This is a genomic window from Methanohalobium evestigatum Z-7303 (genome assembly GCF_000196655.1).
Lineage (GTDB): Archaea > Halobacteriota > Methanosarcinia > Methanosarcinales > Methanosarcinaceae > Methanohalobium > Methanohalobium evestigatum.
Genome location: NC_014253.1, coordinates 1,156,142 through 1,179,765, shown reverse-complemented (window position 1 = coordinate 1,179,765; position 23,624 = coordinate 1,156,142). Strand labels below are relative to the sequence as shown.

At 34.1% G+C, this 23,624-nt stretch carries 21 protein-coding genes; 9 read left to right on the top strand and 12 right to left on the bottom strand.

Features of this window, described 5'->3' with window-relative positions:
* Nucleotides 1-6: 6 nt before the first annotated feature.
* Complete coding sequence (locus tag METEV_RS05975) at nucleotides 7-4,347, bottom strand: hypothetical protein (protein WP_013194647.1); 4,341 nt, start codon at nucleotides 4,345-4,347, stop codon at nucleotides 7-9.
* A 240-nt stretch (nucleotides 4,348-4,587) separates the two neighbouring features.
* Between METEV_RS05975 and METEV_RS05970 the strand changes: the two genes are divergently transcribed.
* The 3 genes from METEV_RS05970 (at nucleotide 4,588) to METEV_RS05960 (ending at nucleotide 5,876) form a co-directional block, all read left to right on the top strand.
* Entirely contained in the window at nucleotides 4,588-4,779 is a 192-nt protein-coding gene (locus METEV_RS05970; RefSeq protein ID WP_013194646.1) for a hypothetical protein, read from the top strand.
* Nucleotides 4,779-5,060, top strand: a complete 282-nt coding sequence (locus tag METEV_RS05965; protein ID WP_013194645.1) for a type II toxin-antitoxin system RelE family toxin — start codon at nucleotides 4,779-4,781, stop codon at nucleotides 5,058-5,060. Before METEV_RS05970 ends, METEV_RS05965 begins: the two co-directional genes overlap by 1 nt.
* Before the next feature lie 498 nt (nucleotides 5,061-5,558).
* The gene (locus tag METEV_RS05960; protein WP_013194644.1) at nucleotides 5,559-5,876 is read left to right on the top strand and encodes a nucleotidyltransferase family protein; all 318 of its coding nucleotides are present in this window, start codon (nucleotides 5,559-5,561) and stop codon (nucleotides 5,874-5,876) included.
* 269 nt (nucleotides 5,877-6,145) lie between these two features.
* On the opposite strand, the gene METEV_RS05955 is transcribed toward METEV_RS05960, so the two are convergent.
* The 3 genes from METEV_RS05955 to METEV_RS05945 all read right to left on the bottom strand — a co-directional run bounded on the left by METEV_RS05955 (nucleotide 6,146) and on the right by METEV_RS05945 (nucleotide 10,065).
* Complete coding sequence (locus tag METEV_RS05955) at nucleotides 6,146-7,378, bottom strand: RNA-guided endonuclease InsQ/TnpB family protein (RefSeq protein ID WP_013194643.1); 1,233 nt, start codon at nucleotides 7,376-7,378, stop codon at nucleotides 6,146-6,148.
* 181 nt (nucleotides 7,379-7,559) lie between these two features.
* Nucleotides 7,560-8,132: a hypothetical protein gene (locus tag METEV_RS05950; protein WP_013194642.1), complete on the bottom strand. Its 573-nt coding sequence runs from the start codon at nucleotides 8,130-8,132 to the stop codon at nucleotides 7,560-7,562.
* A gap of 700 nt (nucleotides 8,133-8,832) precedes the next feature.
* On the bottom strand, nucleotides 8,833-10,065 hold the full coding sequence (locus tag METEV_RS05945) for an RNA-guided endonuclease InsQ/TnpB family protein (protein ID WP_013194641.1): 1,233 nt from the start codon (nucleotides 10,063-10,065) through the stop codon (nucleotides 8,833-8,835).
* 116 nt (nucleotides 10,066-10,181) lie between these two features.
* On the opposite strand from METEV_RS05945, the gene METEV_RS05940 reads away from it, so the two are divergent.
* Entirely contained in the window at nucleotides 10,182-10,454 is a 273-nt protein-coding gene (locus METEV_RS05940) for a hypothetical protein (protein ID WP_013194640.1), read from the top strand.
* A gap of 202 nt (nucleotides 10,455-10,656) precedes the next feature.
* Here the strand turns inward: METEV_RS05940 and METEV_RS05935 are convergent, their stop codons facing one another.
* Nucleotides 10,657-10,941: a nucleotidyltransferase family protein gene (locus METEV_RS05935; RefSeq protein ID WP_013194639.1), complete on the bottom strand. Its 285-nt coding sequence runs from the start codon at nucleotides 10,939-10,941 to the stop codon at nucleotides 10,657-10,659.
* A gap of 170 nt (nucleotides 10,942-11,111) precedes the next feature.
* Between METEV_RS05935 and hepT the strand changes: the two genes are divergently transcribed.
* The 3 genes from hepT (at nucleotide 11,112) to mntA (ending at nucleotide 13,637) form a co-directional block, all read left to right on the top strand.
* On the top strand, nucleotides 11,112-11,549 hold the full coding sequence (gene hepT / locus METEV_RS05930) for a type VII toxin-antitoxin system HepT family RNase toxin (RefSeq protein WP_013194638.1): 438 nt from the start codon (nucleotides 11,112-11,114) through the stop codon (nucleotides 11,547-11,549).
* Nucleotides 11,550-11,719: 170 nt separating this feature from the next.
* Entirely contained in the window at nucleotides 11,720-13,141 is a 1,422-nt protein-coding gene (locus METEV_RS05925) for an ATP-binding protein (RefSeq protein WP_013194637.1), read from the top strand.
* Nucleotides 13,142-13,208: 67 nt separating this feature from the next.
* The gene (mntA, locus tag METEV_RS05920) at nucleotides 13,209-13,637 is read left to right on the top strand and encodes a type VII toxin-antitoxin system MntA family adenylyltransferase antitoxin (RefSeq protein WP_013194636.1); all 429 of its coding nucleotides are present in this window, start codon (nucleotides 13,209-13,211) and stop codon (nucleotides 13,635-13,637) included.
* Between the two features lie 67 nt (nucleotides 13,638-13,704).
* On the opposite strand, the gene METEV_RS12680 is transcribed toward mntA, so the two are convergent.
* From METEV_RS12680 to METEV_RS05910, 3 genes are all read right to left on the bottom strand, one after another.
* Nucleotides 13,705-15,351 carry a right-handed parallel beta-helix repeat-containing protein gene (locus METEV_RS12680; RefSeq protein ID WP_013194635.1) on the bottom strand — a complete coding sequence of 549 codons (1,647 nt, stop codon included), beginning with the start codon at nucleotides 15,349-15,351 and terminating at the stop codon, nucleotides 13,705-13,707.
* Between the two features lie 308 nt (nucleotides 15,352-15,659).
* The gene (locus tag METEV_RS12360) at nucleotides 15,660-15,821 is read right to left on the bottom strand and encodes a hypothetical protein (RefSeq protein WP_157197299.1); all 162 of its coding nucleotides are present in this window, start codon (nucleotides 15,819-15,821) and stop codon (nucleotides 15,660-15,662) included.
* Between the two features lie 428 nt (nucleotides 15,822-16,249).
* Nucleotides 16,250-16,516: a hypothetical protein gene (locus METEV_RS05910; protein WP_013194634.1), complete on the bottom strand. Its 267-nt coding sequence runs from the start codon at nucleotides 16,514-16,516 to the stop codon at nucleotides 16,250-16,252.
* A gap of 241 nt (nucleotides 16,517-16,757) precedes the next feature.
* Here METEV_RS05910 and METEV_RS05905 point away from each other — a divergent pair, with 241 nt between their 5' ends.
* Nucleotides 16,758-18,143, top strand: coding sequence for an ATP-binding protein (locus METEV_RS05905; protein ID WP_013194633.1), 1,386 nt, complete (start codon nucleotides 16,758-16,760; stop codon nucleotides 18,141-18,143).
* 312 nt (nucleotides 18,144-18,455) lie between these two features.
* Here the strand turns inward: METEV_RS05905 and METEV_RS05900 are convergent, their stop codons facing one another.
* On the bottom strand, nucleotides 18,456-18,980 hold the full coding sequence (locus METEV_RS05900) for a class I SAM-dependent methyltransferase (protein ID WP_232216828.1): 525 nt from the start codon (nucleotides 18,978-18,980) through the stop codon (nucleotides 18,456-18,458).
* A 295-nt stretch (nucleotides 18,981-19,275) separates the two neighbouring features.
* Between METEV_RS05900 and METEV_RS05895 the strand changes: the two genes are divergently transcribed.
* Nucleotides 19,276-19,656, top strand: a complete 381-nt coding sequence (locus METEV_RS05895) for a peptidyl-tRNA hydrolase (protein ID WP_013194631.1) — start codon at nucleotides 19,276-19,278, stop codon at nucleotides 19,654-19,656.
* Between the two features lie 143 nt (nucleotides 19,657-19,799).
* On the opposite strand, the gene METEV_RS05890 is transcribed toward METEV_RS05895, so the two are convergent.
* From METEV_RS05890 to METEV_RS05880, 3 genes are all read right to left on the bottom strand, one after another.
* Nucleotides 19,800-21,734: a Coenzyme F420 hydrogenase/dehydrogenase, beta subunit C-terminal domain gene (locus METEV_RS05890; protein WP_013194630.1), complete on the bottom strand. Its 1,935-nt coding sequence runs from the start codon at nucleotides 21,732-21,734 to the stop codon at nucleotides 19,800-19,802.
* Nucleotides 21,735-22,077: 343 nt separating this feature from the next.
* Nucleotides 22,078-22,827, bottom strand: coding sequence for an ABC transporter permease (locus METEV_RS05885; RefSeq protein ID WP_013194629.1), 750 nt, complete (start codon nucleotides 22,825-22,827; stop codon nucleotides 22,078-22,080).
* Between the two features lie 37 nt (nucleotides 22,828-22,864).
* Nucleotides 22,865-23,602, bottom strand: coding sequence for a daunorubicin resistance protein DrrA family ABC transporter ATP-binding protein (locus METEV_RS05880; RefSeq protein ID WP_013194628.1), 738 nt, complete (start codon nucleotides 23,600-23,602; stop codon nucleotides 22,865-22,867).
* Nucleotides 23,603-23,624: the final 22 nt, after the last annotated feature.

The following is a 23,624-nucleotide window of genomic DNA, read 5'->3' as shown; positions in this document are numbered from 1 at the left end:
CCGTTATTAATTTGACTCTGGACTCGAAGAATTAACAATTTGCATAGTTAAAGGATTTCCAGTACCCAAATCGTATGCTAATTCGTACAAAGTATCAAACGCTTCAGTATAATTTCCTGATTCAAAATCATCTTTTATGATAATAGATTTTTCAGGATATCTATACTGTAATCCATGAATCAATTTGAATAATATACTCTTTTTATCTTTGATACATAAAGCAGACCTCTTAAAAGAACTATTATGTTTCAATATATAAGAAAATAATAAAAGTAAATTGATATTATCTTCAATATCCAATGTATTATTGTATCTTTCATTTTTAGCGATATTAATGAGTCCAAAAGAAATATTAGAACAATCTGTATCATTTAGATGAGAATCGTTTGTAAGAAGATAATAATAGACATCTATTGCTTTTTTATATTCACCCATATAGATGAAGCTATTATAAATTTTATGCGACCATGAAGATTCGAGATTTTTATCAGACTCAGATGCTCTTTTGTAGTATAATATAGATTCTTTATAGTCACCATTATTGAATTTTCTTTTTGCGTATTCTATAATGTCGGTGTCTTTTATATTCAAATAGATTTCTTTCGTATTTAACGCATTTTCACCAGGGAACACTATAGGTTCCCATCCATCTCCTTTACCAAAATGAATTAAATATCTACCTGGTTTTAACTTATCTTCGTCTATTTCAAAAGAGGTTGATTGAATCCCATCATCTAATTCTTCTTCATAGACATTACTCCCATATTTTAAATCCCACAGTATGAGATGTTTACTATCTTCATAGCCTTCTTCAGACCATGAGATTTCGAATAGATGTTTGCCATCTTGTTTTCTATCACTGCATTCTATGTTTTTGACGTGCCATTTTTTCACATAAAAAAGGGTGATATCTTTCAAATCTCTACTTTTAAGTAAACTGAATTTGAACACATTTAAGGGGTTTGCACTTGATTTTATAGTATCAATAAATACTGATAATTTGAAAGTTACCGACTTGTTTTTGATTTTTGATTTCACGTATTGGCTGGTTCCACTAAGTGACAACTCACTTGTACCATTAATATCATAAGGAATATTAACTGTTAATTGTAAATTGTTCACTGCAGAGTTTTCTAATATCCTTTCAGGAATCTCAACTTTTTCAGTATACACATTAGAATATTTATCAGGCAAACCTTCGATATACCAGGTTATTTTTGGCACAGTTATTTCCAGAGGTGATTCTATATAACTGTTACTTGAAATCTGATATTTTAGATATCCCTGTATAACATCTCGAGAATTATGTGTCTTTATTTGATATATATTTCCAGTTTTGCCTATTTTATTAGCAGGACTTTTTGCTTTAAAAGTTACTTTATCAGAGGTTTCAATAGACGCTACGACTTTAGAATTCATGATTGATTCAGGTAAAAATATAGATTTATTGAACTTGATATCTAAATGTGGAACAATGCACAGATTGAATGTTTCATCCACATTTAGTAATTTGTTTTTCAGACGGATTTTAAAATTGCCAAACAGAGGTTCATCATTAAACCTTGCAGATGATAATGGTATTTTACAAGTACCGTCTATATTAAATTGCAAAATATCATTAATCTCGTCCAGTCGATGATGGTATTGTTGATCGGTGTTTTCCTCATTTACTATAGAAATTTTCCAGTTTTCAATTTCTTCATGATCATCTAAGTTAATTTCAATCGATGGTGGGGATCCAAAATGGATATTATTACCATTAGAAGTAGCAAGTTCTAATATATTCAAATCTGTTAATTTTGGTTTCTTAGGTTGTTTTTTAGATAGAGGCAACCTTTCATAATTTTCCTGTTCATCCACTAAAAATAAATCATCAACAGAATTTAAGTTAACAGTATTATAGACATAAGGGTCATTTCCAAACCTTAAATTTCCTTTTTCAAGTGCTACATTAGGATAAATTCCAACCCCATAATCCGAAATTATAATGACTTTATTTCTTGGGAGTGTATCATTTTGGATCATCCGTCTTGATTTGTAATCGAAAAAGTATAATGTATATTTAGTGTCTGGATTTTGTTTTACATCCCACGTTTTAATAACATCATCATCTTTTAACAATTTGAATTCATAGAAATGTGAAATCTTATCTAGACTTAAATCGATTTCTTCAGTTTCTAATAAGTTCTCACTAAAATCATAAATCTTTAAAGGTTGATTTATACCATATTCAGAATCAGTTGGTTTTATCGACAAATAATAATTATTATCGGGATTAAAACCTTCTTTGATTAAATACTGAGAAGGTAAATACACTTTCAAATTGTCAAAATCATCTAAGTATATAACAGGACTTTTGAATTTGATTACTGTATCGTTACTTTGATTATTTTTTGATCTTTCCAGATGATCTTTTCCATATTTATTCCACCATGACTCAAAATTGTCAATTATTCTGGGTGGCAAATAAAAAAACTTTGGTTTGCTGTATTTTCCATTTACAAAATTATTTAACAATAAAACCGATTCATGTAAAAACTTTTCAGCAAATTCTTCTCCATATAGGAAGAACCTTCTTACAGGTTTGTCCAGATAAACAAAATGTTTTTCTTTTAGTTCTAAATCGCGGTTAAGTTCAGATACCTGTGATTTGATATCTTTTATCGTATTATCTAATTCATCTTTTTTAGAGAGATAATAATTTTTACTATAACCCGATTTATCAGTCTCCTCAATTTTGGTTATCAGTTTATCGATACCATGATAATTATTTAACAGGTCTTTTTTTACATTTATTATCTTGTCTATTTTTATCAAAAAATCAAATTGGGTGTTACCAAAATCAAAATTTTTACCAATGATATCCAAAACATAATCTAATTTTTCTTTTTCTGAGCTCGTTTTATCTTTGTATTCTTGAAGTTTACCTAGCTTTTGTTTTAAATCACTTATATTTTCCCTGGTATAATCGTTTAGACCTAAATGTGAGTTTTGAGAAATTTGTTTCAAATCGGCTAATGAATCTTCATATTGACTATTAATAAGTTCAATATCACCTTTGTGCTTATTGTAATCCTCATGATAAGCCAAGAATTGGTTTAAATTATCAACCAGTTCAGTTTCGGGGTTTTCAAGTTTTTCTTTGTCAATTGGTAAAGGTTCAAGAAGCTGGAATATGTTAGAATAAGTGTCTAATTTCTCCTTTTGTCCATAATAGAAAAATTTGTTCAAAAAGCTGTTGTTACTGAATTTCTTTTTCAAAAGAGATATAATACCAGCTATGTTTTTAGATTTTAATTTATCATTTTCATCATTTACAAGTTTATTATAGTATTCTATATCACTTTTTAATTGGTTAAATGGTAAATTTTTCAAATATTCTATATCCTGATTATTCCACGTTCGATAAAATAATTCAGTTGAAAGTTTATCTAATCTTTCTTCAACAATAGCCAACTTATTATTAAGAGCTTCTAACCTTTTGTCTTTGTCATCTAATTCTAAAAATATGTTATAACTTTTATTTATCAAATCGCTATGGTTTAGAATCGTAAAGTCATACAACTTGAAATATTTTGCATCTTGCAAGTATTCTTTTTTTAAATATTCTAAATCTTCAATCACTATTTGATTTTTTGACGGTGATTTATAATCTAAAAGAAAATTAAAATTAAATTGATTGTTTAATTCAGATTCTACATTATTTAGTTTTATAACGGTATCCCAGATAGAGATTATAGTTTCTATTTCTTCAAGTTCATTTAAATAATAATCTTTGTTAATTTTCAAATCTTCTATTTTGTTTTCTATTTCTTCAATCTCTGATTCGTATTTTTTCCAATCTCTAAAAAAAGATTTAACTTCTTCAAAATCGTAGTTGAAAAACTCTTTTTTGTGGAGGGGGATTAACATGTTGCTAAAAAAACTATTTAAACATGAGTTTGGTATGATTCCCTGAAAAAGTATATTGGTAACATATTTATGAGCATATTTCATATCTTTGTATGGTAAATCATTTCTTTTCAAAAAAGAAAGGAATGAATCTCCTAAATTTGTTTTTTGATTGGGATTCAAATAACCTGTGATATCTTCTATACGAGACCAATAATCACCTTTTTTGTAACCTAAAATTCCCTCCCACACTAAAAAACAAGCTAAGGTGCAAGGATACTTACGGGATAAACTAACTATATCATGGTAATTCGATGATAGGTTTTCCACAATAAATTGTTCTATTTTACAAATATCATCATCTGATATAGGAAATTCTCCTATAAAGCACCCTTTTTTTACATTTGATGACAATGATTGTTCGCATGTACCTATGTTGCTGCAACTTTCTATCATATTAAAGACAACCGTGTATCAGATAACCCTTGGGTGTAGCTAATAATAGATTAATTCCTATAAAATGTAAACTTTATTATTTATAACTATTTTTCCTAAGTATGCAGGATTATTATCTTTGATAATCCTATTACCATAATAAAAATGATAAAATATAATACCATAAAAATATTTTTATGAATTTAACAGCTTATAACAAGTTATAAATACAAATAATATTGATAAATATTATCAGTAATTATGAAAGAAACAACAACAATTCCCACAACCAAAGCAGTTAGAGACAGGCTAAAGAGTTATGGTTCAAAAGGTGAAACGTACAGTCAAATCCTCACCCGATTGATGGATGAAATTGATTATGAATCATTCATGGAACGCCAATATAAACGGTTAGAAGATAGAGAGTATTTTGTATCACTGGATGATATTTAATGATTTATGAAATCAAGTTGCATCCAGGGGTAGCTAAATATCTCAAGTCTCTTGATTCTAATACCAAAGCAAGGATTAAAGAAGGTATTGATACACTCAGCGATAAACCATATCCTGAAAACCCCAGAACAGATATTAAAAAATTAAAAGGTACAAAAGGTAGAAAGAGTTTTTATAGGTTAAGGATAGGTAATTATCGAGTTATCTATACTATTGAAGAAGAAACAATATTGGTTACAGATATCATCCCTAGAGAGAAGGGATATAAATGGCTGCGATGATTAATGCTGACTGCTCTCCCACGATAAAGAGCTTGCCCGACAATTCGATACTATCAATTTTTTTTATTTATTATTTATAGTCGATAACTCAATATTTGTTGCTTATAATTATATCAACAAACGATGAAATATATTGCAAGTTAATAACAAATAATTTGTGCTCAACTATAAATAAACGTAGGTTGAAGATTAATTTATATTTTAACGGCATTTATCCAATAATTCAAAAACCAGACACGTATGCTGTCACCTGATATATTAGAGCAGTCAAGATTGATAATTTATGTTACTTGGTAGTTCCCTTTGTAGAAGTTATCCACTTTGACATTGATTGTCGTACAGCCTGTTTACTCGTGGGATAGCGGTCAGATTCAGTAGATTTACGATATTTAGAATATCTGGAAATATCGAGGATTTCTACCAAGCCCGAAAAGTTATCTCTTTCAAATAACCTGCAGACTTTTCTTTATACAAAATAAATTAACATATTATTTATCGGTGGTACTTTATGGCATCAAATGGCCTGAACAATTACAAAAAATCCTCCATGACCATCTTCCAGAACTTGAAAGGAAATATAATGTAAGTTATCTGGGTATTTTCGGATCCTACATACGTGAAGAGGAAACAAAAGGAAGCGACCTTGATATATTGGTGGAATTTAGCAAGAAACTTGGATTAATGAAAATCACTGGTCTTGAAAATTATCTATCAGACCTACTGGGTGTTAAAGTCGACATTGTGCCAAAAAGGAGTTTGAAACCCTGTATAGGAGAGAACATTTTAGAAGAAGTTGAATCTGTTCAAATACATTGATGAGGATTTGAAAATTATCCTTATCTTTTTGATTCAATGATAATTCTGTATTTTCAATGTTTCATGTCACACAAAAAATCAAAAATTGAAATTGAATAGTAACAAAACTAGTAAATAACTTTTAAAATCTATAGTAAATGTTAATAAAGAATCTAAGTAGATTAAAATAGATGGTTTACCGTATCGATTGCGTTCGATATCAGACAATACTCGATGGGACATTACGTGAACTACCGCTGAGCTAAAGACTCAGCGGCTTCGGAAGAAGTCTACCTTGAAAGTCTTATTCTTCCTGGGGAGTTCACATCCCCACTATCGGTTATCCTTTCAAGGGAATCACCGATCACCTTTCTCAAGATGTTCAATGCACCGTTGATATCAGCATTGATTAGTCTACCTGTAGATGACTGGAAGATTCCTCTCTTAGATCTTTTACCAAGATATTTCTTATGTTTTCTAATAGGTTCCAACGCCAGTGCATCGACTTTACTGGTATAAGCCTCATCTACTTCGTGATACTTTATACCGTGGTATTCGCATTTTGAAGCTAATTTCTGTTTGAACCTAGCAAATGTTATTGTCTGGAAGTTCTGGTTATTTTTTTTGCCGATATTCTGCTCCTGTTTGATTTCTTTCATCTCTCCATTCACAATATTGCCGATTCGATTTTCCAGACAATGTTTAACGATGTGATTGACGCACTGGTTCATGAAATCATTTATCTTCCAGAACCTTTTATTAGAGAACCTATCCATCTTGATTCCATCATCTACATTCTGTTTGTCGTAGACCGACTGCAACCTGCTCTTCTCCTTGTTCCACCAGCGGTTATAAGATTTGATACCCCTGCCGTCTAATATGAATGCAGTCCCACTGGTCGTCACGCAGGTTGCAAAATTGTCCACTCCAAGATCTATCGATAGATGGCTGTTATAATCCAGATTACCTATCTCTTCGTCTTCATGGTAGACAAATTCTATCTCGAACCATCTACCCTTGTATTTCGGGATTATCCTTACTTCTTTGATGTATTGACCTAGTATGTTACCAGGTATCTTGAAGTATAGGTATCTAATCCCATAAGTTCTGTAATAATCCAAACCCAATGATAACCTGATTTTGTCGTCGATAACCTTCAGTTGATCTTTCTTGAATGTACATATGAAGTTGCCGTCTTTATCCAGATACTTTGGAAGTGAAACTGGTTTTTCATATTCACCTTTCCTCTTCTTATCCAGAAGTTTGAAGAATGATTTCATACTGCCATCTACAGTCTCTATGGTATTCTGGGCAACCTGAGATGGCATTAATCTGTAATTCTCGTTCTCTTTGACCGTGTGATAAGCAGTATTCTTATCAAGATATTTACTGTAGTTGAAGAAGTACTGCCTGATATTGTACAATGTAAAATTGTACAGGTTCTTGGACAGTTTGGTCAACCTCTTCAAAGTTTCATACGTCTGCTTATCAGCACGGAGATGATTCTTCTGGGTTAGATACATGCATTATACAATCATTTAGCAAAATACTTATCTTTTTTTGACTATTTATCATACTACGATGCTAAAGACATCGTGGTTTTCTTCATATTTATAAACATTTAGCCGATAAAAGATGTTATAAGGGAGTATGTGAAAAACCATCGGATTTCACATATCCCAGTGTTGATACCGTTATATTGAATTAACACAAACCCCATTCCTTTTTCAATCTTATGTATTCCTTATTGATGCTGTTATCCACGATTTTTCTGAGCGTTTTGTAGTCTAAATCGACAGTGTACAACATGGTAAAATCATCAATGTCCATACTATCTTCCAGATTTTCCCTATCCAGTTCTCTCCAAAGAGTGCTGTGATGAACAAGATTTCCGTGTAGGTTATCGTATAATCCCATCAGATTATAATTATTGATGTTCTTGATGTAGAAATCGATTGCATCCTCTATATCATCAAAACCTACCGATTCATTGGTTTCTGTATCTAGATTTTCCCATTGGACAGCATATCGATGCGACTGGTTAACACAATCGGTTTTGTACCTGAACGCGTTGACAATCTTTCCATTATTTAGAACTAGGATTGCTTCATGCACCCCTTTTTCGTTGAGGTTTTCTATCATATGCTCATCTGAACCATGTGTTATCGCAAAATCTTCGTTGTCTTCAAGCATTTCGATTATCTCTTCGTGCGTGAAGATGTTATCTGCAAAATAACTATACCGTTCTTTAATTTCTTCTCCGGTTAGAGTTGACATGATAATCATTCCTTTTTATTTTTCTTTATAATTATTATAGTAACATACCAACAAATATTTTGAACGTTTATAAGACTAACTATTATTGAGCGAGACGGTCAACAGGTTTTCAAAGTTTTAAAACGAATCAGAAACTACTGCAGAATTTTGATTTTGAACATACAATAACTCTGAAATTTTAACGTTTCATGTAACACAAAAAAATATAATAACTCATTTTTGTTGAAACTCTGGTGAACTACCACTTGGCTAAAGACATAAGGGTTTTCTTTACCTTTATAAATACAGAACATCCGGCATCAGAACAGAACATGATGGTTATTATCTAGTTACGAAATTAAATTCGATATCGACATCAAAAAAAGAATCATATGACTACAATATAGATGTTGAAATTGGAGACAAAGTGCTCATAAGACTCAATGGTGCACAAGCTGAAAATTCATATCAATGAGAGAACAGGAAATACAGAAATTAAGTAAAAGAAGTCAAAACAAAACTAATTCTGTACAACGTACACAGGTCTATAGTAAATCATGATATTTTAATTATCATAAAGGTTTTCTACAGAGCCTTAATTGTTTATATTCATATTGGCAAAATATGAACTACGTCATTCATAATCTTAAAATATGAATTATATCATTCATAATTTAGTGAACTACCGCTGAGCTAAAGACTCAGCGGCTTCGGAAGAAGGTTACCAGGAAAGTCTTATTCTTCCCGGGGAGTTCACGTCCCCACTATCGGTTATCCCTGCAAGGGAATCACCGATTACCTTTCTCAAGATGTTCAATGCACCGTTGATATCGGCATTGATCAGTCTACCTGTAGATGACTGGAAGATTCCTCTTTTAGGTCTTTTACCAAGATATTTCTTATGTTTTTTGATGAGTTCCAAAGCCAGTGCATCAACTTTACTGGTATAAGCCTCATCTACTTCTTGATACTTTATACCATGGTATTTACACTTAGACGCTAATTTATATTTAAACCTGGCAAACGGTATTGTCTGGAAATTCTGGGTGTTTTCTTTGCCGATATTCTGTTCCTGTTTGATCTCTTTCAGCTCTCCAATCACAACATTACCAATCCGATTTTCCAGACAGTGTTTAACGATGTGATTGACACACTGGTTCATGAAATCATTTATCTTCCAGAACCTTTTATTAGAGAACCTATCCATCTTGATCCCATTATCAACATCCTGTTTATCGTAGACTGACTGCAACCTGCTCTTCTCCTTGTTCCACCAGCGGTTGTAAGATTTGATACCCCTGCCGTCTAGTATGAAGGCCGTCCCACTGGTCGTCACGCAGGTCGCAAAATTATCTACGCCTAAATCTATCGATAGATGGCTATTGTAATCAAGTTCAGCAATCTCCCCATCTTCATGGTAGACAAAATCTATCTCGAACCATCTTCCCTTGTATTTCGGTACGATCCTGACCTGATTGATGTATTGACCTAGTATGTTATCAGGTATCTTGAAATACAGGTATCTGGTTCCATATGTTCTACCATATTCAGGGCCCAATGACAGTCTGATTTTGTCATCGATAACTTTCAGTTGATCTTTCTTGAAAGTACAAATGAAGTTTCCGTCTTTAGCCAGATATTTTGGAAGGGAAACTGGCTTTTCATATTCACCTTTTCTCTTCTTATCCAGAAGTTTGAAGAACGATTTCATACCGCCATCTACAGTCTCCACAGTATTCTGGGCTACCTGTGATGGCATTAATCTGTAATTCTCGTTCTCTTTGACCGTGTGATAAGCGGTATTCTTATTGAGATATTTACCATAGTTGAAGAAGTACTGCCTGATATTGTACAATGTAAAATTGTACAGGTTCTTGGACAGTTTGGTCAACCTCTTCAAAGTTTCATACGTCTGCTTATCAGCACGGAGATGATTCTTCTGGGTTAGATACATGCATTATACAATCATTTAGCAAAATACTTATCTTTTTTTGACTATTTATCATACCACGATGCTAAAGACATCGTGGTTTTCTTCATCTTTATAAGAAAATACAATTAAAGGTGAACATGAGCGAAGAGTTATATTCAGTGATAACGGGCGACCTGATAGATTCTTCAAAATTTGTAGATAATGAGTGGCAAAAAGTGGCGTCCCTTTTGTATGAGTCTTTCAGGATCGTAGAAAATGAAATAGTTCCGAATGAAGCATTTCGATATGAATTTGAAATATACCGTGGGGATAGTTTTCAGTGTGTTTTAAAAAATCCGGAATTTGCTCTGAAAACTGCAATAGCTATTCTGACCTTTTTGCAGTCAAACCCAGTTAATAATAAACATTGACGACCTTTAACCCTGACTGTTATCCCTCGACTAAACAAACTGTCCGATAATTATAGACTACTATTGATATAGTTTTATCTATCAGACAAATAAAGATAATTTATAGATTAATTTATTTATTAACGGCATTTATCAAATCATCTAAAAATCTGATGCGAACACTACCGCCTGATATAAGTGAAACTACCAGGATTGATAATCGTTAAACATATACTGCTTCATCCAAGATATTGTCTTTTAATTGGGGTTTAATTGAAGAAATGACAACAAGGTCAACTTTTCTATCAAATAGGTCTTCCAGATAAAATTTGAGCTCCATGTAATTATCAAAGGTTTTCTGACCTTTTTCAAATTCAACCAGAATATCGATGTCGCTATTATCCAATTCTTCACCCCTGACAAAAGACCCAAACACTCCAACCTTTTTGGCACCGAACTTGTTTTTCATGGTATTGTCATGATGTTTTAATGTATTTAATACATCCATGATTGTTATTTTGTAATTAAGCAACTAAATTACTTGTGGTGACAAACAATTATCAAAAGACCATCTCACATGTTTAGAAAGTTTATATCAACCATCTTTGAAGTTACCAGTTAAAAGGCGTTTTTTATCAAAGATGTTTTCAAAAATTATGAAAGAAAGGGTTTGTTTGGATGGATGCTAAAAATAAAATTCTGAGAAAACTGAATTTCATGCAAAAGCGTGTCAATTATCTGAAAACTATCGATACTGAAAAGATGGACCTACAGGATAATTATGAGATGCGCAGTGCAGTTGAGAGAAATATCCAGATTGCTATAGAATGTGTTATTGATATCGGGTTGGTTATAATCTCTAAAGAAGGATTGAAAAAACCTGAAGATTATGAAAACGTTATTTTGATTCTTGGAAAAAATGCTATTATTCCAGAAGATTTTGCAAAAGATTTCTCTACAGTTGCAAGCTGGAGGGATGCTCTGGTACATGTCGATGATGAAATTAATACTTCCCTTCTGGAGAATTTTTTGAGAGAACAGCTGGGTGATTTTGAGAGATATGGAAAATACATACTTGATTATCTGGATGCTAATAGAGATTATTCAGATTACTGACTACTCTCCAACGACTGAACAGGTATTCCGAAAATAGCCTATTATTATATTAACATTGGTATAAAATTTTACTTGTCAAATCTATAGCATCGGTAATTTTACCTTATATCCACCACAACTCTTTCTCTTATTAATCAATTTTAAATATTATTGTAGATACAATAATTGTTATGACCATAAAAAGTGAGTTCATCAACAGGCAAAAAGAAGTGGGGTATTTTGAAAATGAGTACAAAAAAAGCGATTTCAGGTTTATATCAATCATAGGAAGGAGAAGACTTGGAAAAACGCGATTTATAAGCGAATTTTTGAAAGATAAAACAAACTTCAGCTATATTCTGGTACCGGAACTGAACGATTTAAATGCAAGAGTTGAGATTGCAAAAAAATTCCATCAACAATTCGGACTAACATTTCTTGGAACTCCTGAGTGGGACGATATATTTGAACAATTGTTCCAGTACACCCAGAACAACCAAATCATTGTAGTGTTCGATGAATTCCAGAGGTTTCTGAATATCAACAAGAACATATTTTCGATAATCCAGAAAAATATAGACCAATATGGCCAAACCTCCAAGATGTTTCTGGTGGTTTCTGGGTCATCGATTGGGATGATGCACGGTATATTTGACCACGCATCGCCTCTGTATGGTAGAAGGACCGGTCAACTTGAGTTCGAATCGTTCGATTTCTTTGCACTCAACGAATGGTTTCCAGACCTGTCAATTGAATCAAAGATTAACATATACTCAATCTACGGCGGAACTCCAAAATACCTGGAGGAAGTAGAATCCAGTAACATCTTACAGGAAATAACCAGGATTCTGGATAAAACAAGTATGCTGTACAACGAACCTGAGATTCTGCTAAAAACCGAAATTTCAGACAGCAATACCTATTTCAACATATTGAAAAACATATCTCAGGGTGTGACCAAACCTACCGGTATTGCAAACAATTCTGGTATCAAACCAACATCTCTAGATTATTATCTAAACACCCTGGTTAATGATCTGGACCTTGTCAAACGAGAAATACCTGTAACTGAAAAACAGAAGTCGAAAAAGGTAGTCTATCAGATGAAAGACAATTTCTTCAGGTTCTGGTTCAGATTTGTTTATCCGTATCTTTCAGAGATAGAAATCGGCAATACATCTACAGTGGTTGACAGGATACAATCTGAATTAAATACATTTGTAGGTAATACTTTTGAAGAGATAACAAAACAATTTCTGATTGAGAAAAATAAAAAAGGTGACCTAGGGTTTACATTTGGAAAAATCGGCAAACAATGGGGACGTTACCAGAAAAGTAAAGGCAAAAACACATACGAAATCGACCTTGCAGCTTTGAATGAAAATACCAATGAGATTTTGTTCTGCGAGTGCAAATGGCAGAATCAGAAAATCGATGTAGGAATTTTAAAATCACTTATTGATAAATCCAAGTTTGTCGACTGGCACAAAAACAAACGAATTGAATATTTTGCAGTTGTATCAAAATCCGGATTTACTGAGAATGCACTGGAGTTTGCACGTGAGAACAATTTCATGCTTTTCACATTGGATGATTTTGAGAATATAACCTGAGCAATTGAATCAAAAATGCATCAAAATTAATAGCGGTAAAGATATATCTATTATAGTTGGAAAAAATATGATTGAAAAATCGGACATCATAAAAAAACTTGAAGATTATTTCACGGCTAAAGATGAGGTAATCCTCGCATATCTTTTCGGTTCTGTTGCAAAAGGAGAATCTAATCGCCTGAGCGATGTGGATGTTGCAGTACTGCTTGATGAGAGTTTAACCAAGCAGGAGATGTTTGATCTTGAATTAAAATTCATAGATGATATAGTGGGTATTTTGAAAGTGGATGATATTGACCTCACTATTATGAACCTAGCTCCATTAACTCTGAATTTTAATATTATAAAACAAGGTTATATACTCAAATCGGATGAGAACAAACGTGTTCGTTTTGAAACGTATTTGATGTCCAGATATCTGGATGAGAAATATTACAGGGAACGGTACATGAGAGAATCCCTGAAAAAAATGATAGAGGCAAGAGAAAACGAATGACGGCCTCTACTCTAAACTGGTATTGACTTTATAAATAAAAAAAAGAAATGCAAATTTGTCGCATTCATTATTTCTGTTCTCTTCGCAGCAACAACAGCATCGCAACACCTAGCAATCCAACAAGCAATATTGGGTTAGCGGTTGGGACACCAGCCCAGTGGTCATATCCAAAATAATGGCTCTGGTCGGTATCTGTTACAGATGTTTCACAGGGTGTTATACCGGTAACATTCGCAATATTGGAATATTGCCCTTTTTGAGCAGTACCTGTCACCTCGCATACTATAGACTCACCTGGATCTAGAGTGGTATCTGAACAATTGATCTCACCCAGTTTGCTGTCCGTTAGTGTGATATTATAAAGTACAATATCCCCAGTATTAGTTACGTTGTACATCCAAGTGACATCTGTGCCAATCTGCACATCTGGACCTTTCGGAGTATCAGCATCAACGCCATTGGTAGATTTTTCAATGCTTATATTGGCGGATTTTACCCTTTCTGTTAAGAATGGTTCAAAACTTACATTTTCTGATACTTGATCACCTGTACCAGGTCCTTCGCCACTGGGACCGTCATTAGATCCCCACCAGTTATATGTAGCATTTACATCTGTTGCTGCAATATTTATAATGCCATAATTTTCATTATTTCTAATGTCATTGTAGTGTATCTCATTTCCAGTAACCTGGTGGAGATAATCATCAATGCCAATTCCATTATTATTGTTACAAACAATATTTTCACTGACAGTCACATTAAAAGTATTTGAAAGAATACCTGTCTTGCAGTCTGTTACGATGTTGCCTTTTATCAGCTGTCCTCCAACTGTACCATCAGAAGCTAAACCATCCCCTGTTACTTTTATCCCGTATCCGTTGTCTAGCTCTTGGGGTGGGTCAGTATATGATGCACTAGGGAAGTAATCGACTAAATCCGGACTACCTGAGACAACATTTCCTGAGATGGTAGTGTTAACAGCATCAAATCCGGCATATATATTATAGTAGCAGTTTTGCACTGTGTTGTCTGAAATTATGTTGTTTTCCATGCCGTCAACTGTTCCGTCATCGTACAAATTAATTCCAAAAAACGCTAACTTGTTACCATCGATTTTATTGTTCGTTATCAGGTTGTCGTTACAAGGTCCAAATCCAGCTTCACCAGACAAAAAGACACCGTAGTAGAAGTTGTGGAGAATGTTGTCTTGAACCTTACAGTTACTTGAACTGTATAAAAGAACAGGCGTCATAAGGTAAGGGTCTGTTGATTGGTAAATCTCATTCGTGTTCGCATCCAATATAACATCATTTATTGTGAAACCTTTGATTGTGATGTTGTTACAATCCATTACATAAAATGCAGGATGCGTAGGTGTCCCCGGTGAATTAAGTGGACTTTTTCCAGTTTGTTTCGCATCGATAATTGTAGCTTCTGAACCATTTGTAGACCTGATAATCAGGTCATTACGTTCTTGCATATAGACAAGTTCACTATATGTACCTGGTGCTACCTCAATTATGTCTCCATCACTGGAGTTGTTTACAGCATATTGTATAGAGCTGTAATCAGCTGGTCCATCATCATCTACTGTGATTGTAGCTGCACTAACAGCTCCCACCATGGTCAGAGAAACTATTAAAAACAAAAATATTGTGATGATAGATGTAAACCTTGTTTCCTTTAATTTAAAATCATATTTCGATGTTATCATTTAGTCACTATACCCCCATATAAAATTATTTTTTGTTACCTATAGATATAAATTACAAGTTGAAATAAAAGTAGACGAAACTATATTTCTTACTTATGTTCCTAAAAAATAAACAGTATCATATTAAAGTTAAAGTTAAAGTAATATCTGCCAGTTTACTGCAACGGTAAATTGTACATAAATATTAAAGTAATAGATATAAACTAAATAATTATAAATATAAACATTACAAAAATAATGATTAATGAAATTCTGGTAGTCCATCATTAACAGATTGAAGTTTTGACAGGTCTAAAAAGCAATAGTTGTTACAAAGTCCATTTATATTCAACAATTCCAGATTCTTGAGCAGGTGCACTTTTGATTGCACTTTTTTTCATCATTCCTGCATGTTCTCTGCAGAAGTTGAAATAAGTAGAGTAGAAACTTATTTGGTCATATATAGCTTTGAGTTTCTTTGAAAATCCCATAGTCTTTCTTGAAATTCAATTGTTGTCCTGTCTAAAAGTTAGATTCTGTCTTTCAAGCAGGCTTGTTGAAATCTCTTTTAGACCAATAACCATTCCAAAGATAACTTGATTATCAACTTTCTGCAGTCTCTCAACTTCTCTTTTTTTTAATAACCTGTAAATATCTCAGGTTAATATCAGGAACAAGTAGAGGGATTCCGGGTCTTCCTCTCTTACCTGTTTTTGGCTAATCCTTCCATATAACATATTTTAAAAAATTAAATAAAAAATGGAAAAGACCGGTTTCGCAGGTAAAAACGGAGGTTTAATATGGGGATAGTATTGTTGAGAGGGGGATGGGATAAAGTTAACCGGTCTTTTCCATATAGAACATGGAGGGAAAACGAGATGGTATTATAATATCATCCAATACCATCTCTATAACTTTATCACTCAGGTGTATGAGCTACCACCTCAAATGTTATAGTTTCTGAACCATCAATGTTTGTTGCATGGATGGTACCCATATTACCCTTTAGGGATATGTCGCAAGATGTTACCTTATCTGCATCAAGCTTTACGTAGTCACTTGCCTGGTCACTGGCAGTAGTAGCAACATCTGATTCAGTCCCCTGACTAGCAGCTGATATTCCCGTAAGTGTTAGAAGGACCATCAGACCTGCTAACAACTTGAACATATTCTTTTTTCCTGACATTTGTATTTTCACCTCCCTGATTTATTCATCATTTTATACTCATGCGCAACTTTTCATGGCATTAATACAAAGTTGCGCACTAATAATCACAATCTGTACCAATCTATATAAAAATAATTATAATGTTAGGTAAATGCCTAACAATTTTTTCTAAATCTATCTTAAAGTGTACAAAAATATGTTTTAGTAATAGATATAAACTAAATAATTATAAATATAATCATTACAAAAATAATGGTTAATGAAATTCTACAATAGAGAACAAGAACTCGAACTGATGGATACTCTTTACAATAACAAACCATCGATGATTGTCCTAACCGGAAAAAGACGGGTCGGCAAAACCGAACTGATTAGACAATTCATGAAAGACCGGGATTCAATCTACTTTTTTGTCGACAGCAACAAGAGTATCGAAATCCTGATGCAGGAGTTTACCAGTATCTTAAAAGAAAGTTTAGATCTGCCGGATTACATAAAATTAGAAACACCAGAACAATTTCTTGATTTTCTGGTCAATCATGACAAAAATCTGGTTGTAGCAATCGATGAGTTCCAGAGGTTTTCTAAAATCTATCCATCATTCATCGACCAGCTGCAAAAATACTGGGATTTAAAAGGAGAAAATTCTAACCTATTTCTGATAATCTCAGGTTCATCCATAGGGATGATACGCAAAATCTTCATCGAAGATAACGCGCCGCTTTTTAAACGAGCAGATAACCTATTAACACTTAAGCCGTTTACGGTCAAAGAAGTATTTGAGATGCTTGATGATATGGGTATCAGGGATTTTGACGAAAAACTAAACCTGTATTTCCTATTCGGTGGAACTGTGTATTATTACAGATTGTTTGAAAAATACCAATGCAGTGGGTTCCATGATGCCCTTGAAAAACTGATATTTAATGACCTGGCACCTTTAAGAGATGAAGTAAGAGATATACTGATAGAAGAATTTGGTAAAGAGCATTCTACATATTATGAGATTGTGTCTGCTATATCCCAGGGTAAATGTTCATTAACTGAAATTTCAGATATGACCCATGTATCACTCAATTCTCTTTCGCATTATTTCCACGATCTCACAGAACTCCTGGGAGTTGTTGAACATAAAATCCCGGTTACAGATACAAAAGGTAAAAGCAAACATGGTAAGTATTTCCTTACTGAGAACTTCTTCCGGTTCTACGGATATTTCCTCTATCCACAATTAAGTCTGTATAAAGCTGGATATTATAAACCATTACTTAATAAGGTTCAAAAAGAGTGGAAACGTTTCACAGGAGATATATTTGAAAGTGTCATGAGGGATTTGATAACCGAAGATATAATCGATAGCTATTCAAAAGTAGGTCCATGGTGGAACCGCAGAGGTGATGAAATCGATATAGTAGCATTTGATGAACAAAATAAGAAGATGCTTGCAGTTGAGGTCAAAAATACAGAACTTGATGAAAACGAAACAAGGAATATTCTGAATAGTCTTTCTGAAAAAGTTAAACTTGTTAAAGGATCCAGTAATATGCAGATACAACTGGGAGTAGCTGCAAAACAAATCGAAAATAGGGAACTAATATCTGATGAAGGGGTTGTTTTCTGGGAAATGGAAGATTTTTTAGTTTGATTTTTATTTTGTCATCATTTGCCAGCGGTTGCAAACAGTGTTATCATGGTATGACCGGCCATATTAACCATATTAATCAGTTAGTTATCAATCTAATTTTCGCATTACAAAAAAAGCATATCCATACTCATCCGAATGTTTCCTGAATACCTCTATTTCCTTTCTGGAAAACTCTATCAAGGATTTGACATCTGTGTTATATTTGGACTCTGCTTCTAATGAATCAAGCTTTTTCTCGAGATGAACATAAAAATCGTCCCACCATGCGGGTGCAGGTAATTTGAAACTGGATATTACTTTGTAGCCCGTAGACTAGATAGCTTTTTTAGTTTCAGGAATTGTCTTGATATCGGGATAGGCTTCCTGCCAGAGTTGCAGGGATTCCTCTGATGGATTTTCGGTGAACCAGACTGCTTCTGTCAGCGCTATGAAACCACCACCCTTCAAGAAACGTTTCCAGTAGTTGAGACCTTTTTCAAGCTCAATTATAAATATGGACCCTTCGCACCAGATTAAATCGAACTCGTCATCTTCAAATGGCAGGTCATCCATAGAAGCACGTACAGTGAATATCCTGTTTGCTACCCCTTTTTCTGCTGCATTTTCCATCAATTTGTCAAGGTAGGGTTGATAAATGTCGGTTGCAGTGATATGACAGTCTTTACATATACCTGCAAGATGGATGGTCTGCATTCCTATTCCACAGCCGATATCGAGTATCCTGGGTTCTGGAGGCAGGGATGGAATCATTCTGAAAGCTTTTTCTGTACATCTGTTGCTGCTGGGACCCTGGCGTGGCAGGCCGTTGAAAATCTCAAAAATAGCTGACTCGTCCATGAAATAAAATATATGATGTCTGATAAGCTTTTTTTGGTTCGGAGTAATCAACAATTGTTACTTTTGCCAATTATTACATGATATGTATAGTTATTTTTGTACATTATTTGATAGTTGGAACAACTGTTAAAACATATTAATAAAGAGATAGAAACAAAAAGCAACCTCCTGATAAAACCTGCTAAACAGCCCCTCACACCCTCCCATGATTATAATCTTATCCAAGCAAAGTTTTATTATATATTCAATGAAAAATAAAATCTAATGTAGATTGTTATCTAGGTAAAGTGATCACATGTTTAAAAAATTATCTGAGTTTACTGAAAAATTCATCCCCAAAACGTTTCCATCTGAATGTATTCAATTAATCGTTTACTGTACAAAATCTAATTTGTCGGCAGATGATTTATCCAGGAAAATATCTGAAGTCTCTAAAAGGTCCAGTGATAAAGCTTCAGAAAAGAATCTTGACCACTGGTATGACAACAACCAATCTCAACAGATTCTCAGATGTTCAGACTTTTCAGATATGGAAGACATATTCGAAGAAGCTGAATATGGCGGGTTACCAACTATATCTATCTATGATAATAATAACGATATCATGTTAATCGCAATCGGACCTGATAAATCAGGAAGAATATCCAGACTAACGTCAAATCTTGATAAATATTAATGGTTTGAGAGAATCTATAGAGAATTTCGATTTACTTACAAACTCGGGTATTTTTTTATAAAGAGTTTATAAATAAACACCAAAATAAAGGAGTTTTTCGAAATCCTCTATATAATTTGATTAAAGATTGTTAGACAGCCTGTTTAACCATTGCTAGCTGACTCACTCAATACTTCTTTGATAAACTGTCCTTCTCCAACCAGATCGATGATATTACCTAACCTCTCTTTTCCAGGTTTTGTTCGATATTTAACAAAAACCTTGCCTAATTTATCTATTATAGACACCATTTCGTCCTCAGTACAGAATTCTTTTAAGAGGATACCATTTGTAGGTCTTCTAGCATCATTTCCACCGATCCATATAGAATAACCGGTTTTATCTTCGACAGCACCTTCATGAGGGCAACCGCGAACACACCAACCACAATTGATACACAGATCCCTATCAATAACGGCTTTCCCTGCGACTATCGAGATTGCATTTAATTTGCATAATTCACTGCATCTTCCACATCCAGTACATTTTTCTTCATCGATTTTGGGCCGCATTTGACCAACGATACCTATATCATTACTTTCTGCTCTGACGCAACTGTTTGGGCACCCTGCAATACCAACTTTCATTTTGTGAGGTGTAAGTCTCTGTGCAAACTGGTTTGTAATTTTGTTGGCAAGTTCTTTTGTTTCAACGATACCTTCTGGACAATAAGCAGTACCCGGACATGCGGTAGCATATCCCATCCCAATAGTTTTAAGTCCACTTTCGTATACTTCTGACATCAAATCGTCAATGTGTTCTCCTTTAACTCCCTGTATCTCGATACTTTTTCTTGTAGTCATTTCCAGGGTACCGTCACCATATTTTCCAGCAAGTTCTGCAACCTTGGAAATATATTCGTGGTCTGCAATTCCTGAATTAGTTTTTATCTTGACAAAGTTAGTACCATTTACTTCTGGTCGTACACCAGGATAATCCCTTACCCAGTAGAAATTAACTTCTTTACCGTCATTAAGGCGTTTTTTAAGTTCATTCTTAAACTTTCTCATCTTGATATTAGCAAAATCTTCAATATCTTCAACATCAACTTTATCGGATGTTTCTAAATATCCATCCTTTTCTGCAGCCTCAAGTAGTTCCAGTCCTTTAGCGTTTCTAGCGATTAGTGTTGTCCATCCTGTCGAGGAACCTACATGACCGGCTGAAATATCAGCTACTTTGGATACAGCATCCCTACAAATATGGCAACCATCCCATACATAGTCTTCAATATCCTTTAGAGAAATTTCAACATTCCCTTCATCAGTCATGATGATCATTTCATCTAACCTTATCGCATATTTCTTTATCTTGGACAAATCAATCCCTATGCTTTCTAGATATCCGGAGAGTTTATCGTAGTTAAAATTCTCCATGCAGAACAAACCTATGACATAAGGGATGTTAGGAATATTAGCTTTCTCACCATCTGTACCAATTTCTAAAGGATGAACATTGAGTCCTTTGAAAAATTGTGTTCTTCTGGTACCGTATACTTGACAGGGAAGACCTACCATAGCAACATTTTCTAATTCATCGTTAACCTGGCGAAGAGCTGACATCACTGGTAATGCCGAATATTTTGAACCCTGAGACTCCTGAAGTTCTTCTTTGTTTGTAACGATACGAGAACTTGGTTTTGTAAAATCAGCAGTATTAACAGCTCCATCGATTAAACCGTTATCGAAACAATAATCAAGGAGTGCAGTTACAGCGCCACCATCTTGCCCTTTATTCCTTATTGTAGAATTGGTCGCTCTTGCAGATGTAACCCTTTCAAATTGACCGATAAGTGAAGGAGGCTTAGCTTTGAAATTGAATACATTCATCGATATACGAGAAGCATCTGTCATAACCCGTTGACAGACATCCTTACAAGCACCTTCTCCGTTTCTATAGCACTCTTCCTTTAATCTCGGACCATTCTCATCAAATTCGATAATCTCGTAAGGGCAGACCGCTGCACATGCACCGCATAGTGTACATAGACCCTTATCTACAACTGCATCTTTTAAAAACCACTTGTATTCGTTTGACATAAAGTACGCTTCCTTTTGATTTGTGTTTATTTTTAATTGTTATAAACCGAAATTGCAAAATAGGTTTTTTGCAGTTTTGTCATTTCCTCACACAACATAGTTAATAATAAGTTTTTTGTTTTTAATATGCGATATTGTTGATAGGATTATAAGCAACAAACCTTGATTTATTGACTATGGAGGATCTCGAAAAACCCTTTAATTTTGATGTTTATTTGGCTCTGTAGAAATCCTATTCTGATAAAACTCTCTAATTCTGAAATGATTTAAAATATATTCCTGACATCGACAATCAAACAAATGAAAATATTATATAAAAAAGAAAAAACCTGTATTGAAAAATTCAGGTTTCCAGTCTTTCAAAAAGATAGCTACTTATAATCAAAAGTACAAACGTAACAACCAGTAATATACCCACATCAGTAGCTATTCCAAAATCAGAGCTACCTATCATAGTGCCCCGTAAACCATCGACACCATAAGATAATGGATTGAGTTTTGCTATTGTAGTAACGGTACTAGGAAGATTATTTATAGGAAATAGTGCTCCTGAGAGGAAAAAAATCGGTATTATTACAAGATTGATTATTAAGGGGAAAGCTTCAGGGTCATCCAGTTTTGCACCCATTGAAATTCCAAGTAGTGAAAACAAAAATGCAATCAAAAACATGAACAGAATTACCAATGGTATATGCAAAAGACTATCCATTCTAAATCCTATGAAATAACTTACCGCCAACAATACGATACCCTGAAACACGGCAGTTGTAGCTCCTCCTATGGAGCGTCCTATCAACAATGTTATACGAGGAACTGGGGCTACAAGGGTCTCCTTTAAAAAACCGAACTGTTTGTCCCATAGAAGAGACACACCGTTAAATACCGACCCGAACAAAATTGCCATCCCGAGAATACCAGGTGTAAGGAACTGCACGTAATCTAACCCACCTGCCTGTTTAAATACTGGACCAAGACCAAATCCAAGTGCCATAAGGAATATGGTAGGTTGAACAATTGAAGCTATTAGCCTTGGTTTTGACCTCCAGTATTCTTTTATCTGTCTTATCCACATGATGCGTATCGATTCAATCATTAAAAATCACTTCTTAAATCCGGTAAGTTTAGAATAGTTAATTTCGGATTTCATGTCCTGTCAATTTCAAGAACGCCTGTTCAAGGGTATTGGTTCCTGTCATTTTCTTTATCTGTTCAAAAGTTCCGATTGTCTGAATTTGACCTTTATCGATTATAGCTATACGGTCTGCTATTTTTTCAGCTTCATCCAGATTATGTGTTGTTAGAAATACGGTAAGGTTGCTGTTTTCCTTAAGATCCCTTATATATTCCCACAAAAAAGCTCTAGTGTGTGCATCCAGACCCAGAGTGGGTTCATCGAGAAACAGTACTTTAGGGGTATGGATAAGTCCTCTTGCAATTTCAATTCTGCGTTTCATACCCCCCGAAAATGTTTTAATCAGGTCGTTTTTCCTATCCAGCAATTCAACATTACCAAGGAGTTTGTCCACCCGTTCTCTAATCTCTTCCTTTGGCACCTTGTAGAGAACAGCATGGTATTCCATATTTTCATATGCAGTTAATTTATCATCCAGACTGTTGTCCTGAAAAATTACACCGATTGACTTCCTGACATCGTTCTTCTTATGAAGGACATCATATCCGTTAACTCTTATATTACCGGATGTTGGATGGAGTATTGTTGTTAGGATTTTAAGCGAAGTTGTTTTACCGGCACCATTAGGACCCAGAAATGCAAAAATTTCCCCTTCCTCGACACTGAATGATATACCATCAACTGCTGTGAATTTGTGGTACTTCTTCTTTAGATTTTCAACTTCTATGGCACCCACTTTATCTGACCTCTATTATTTT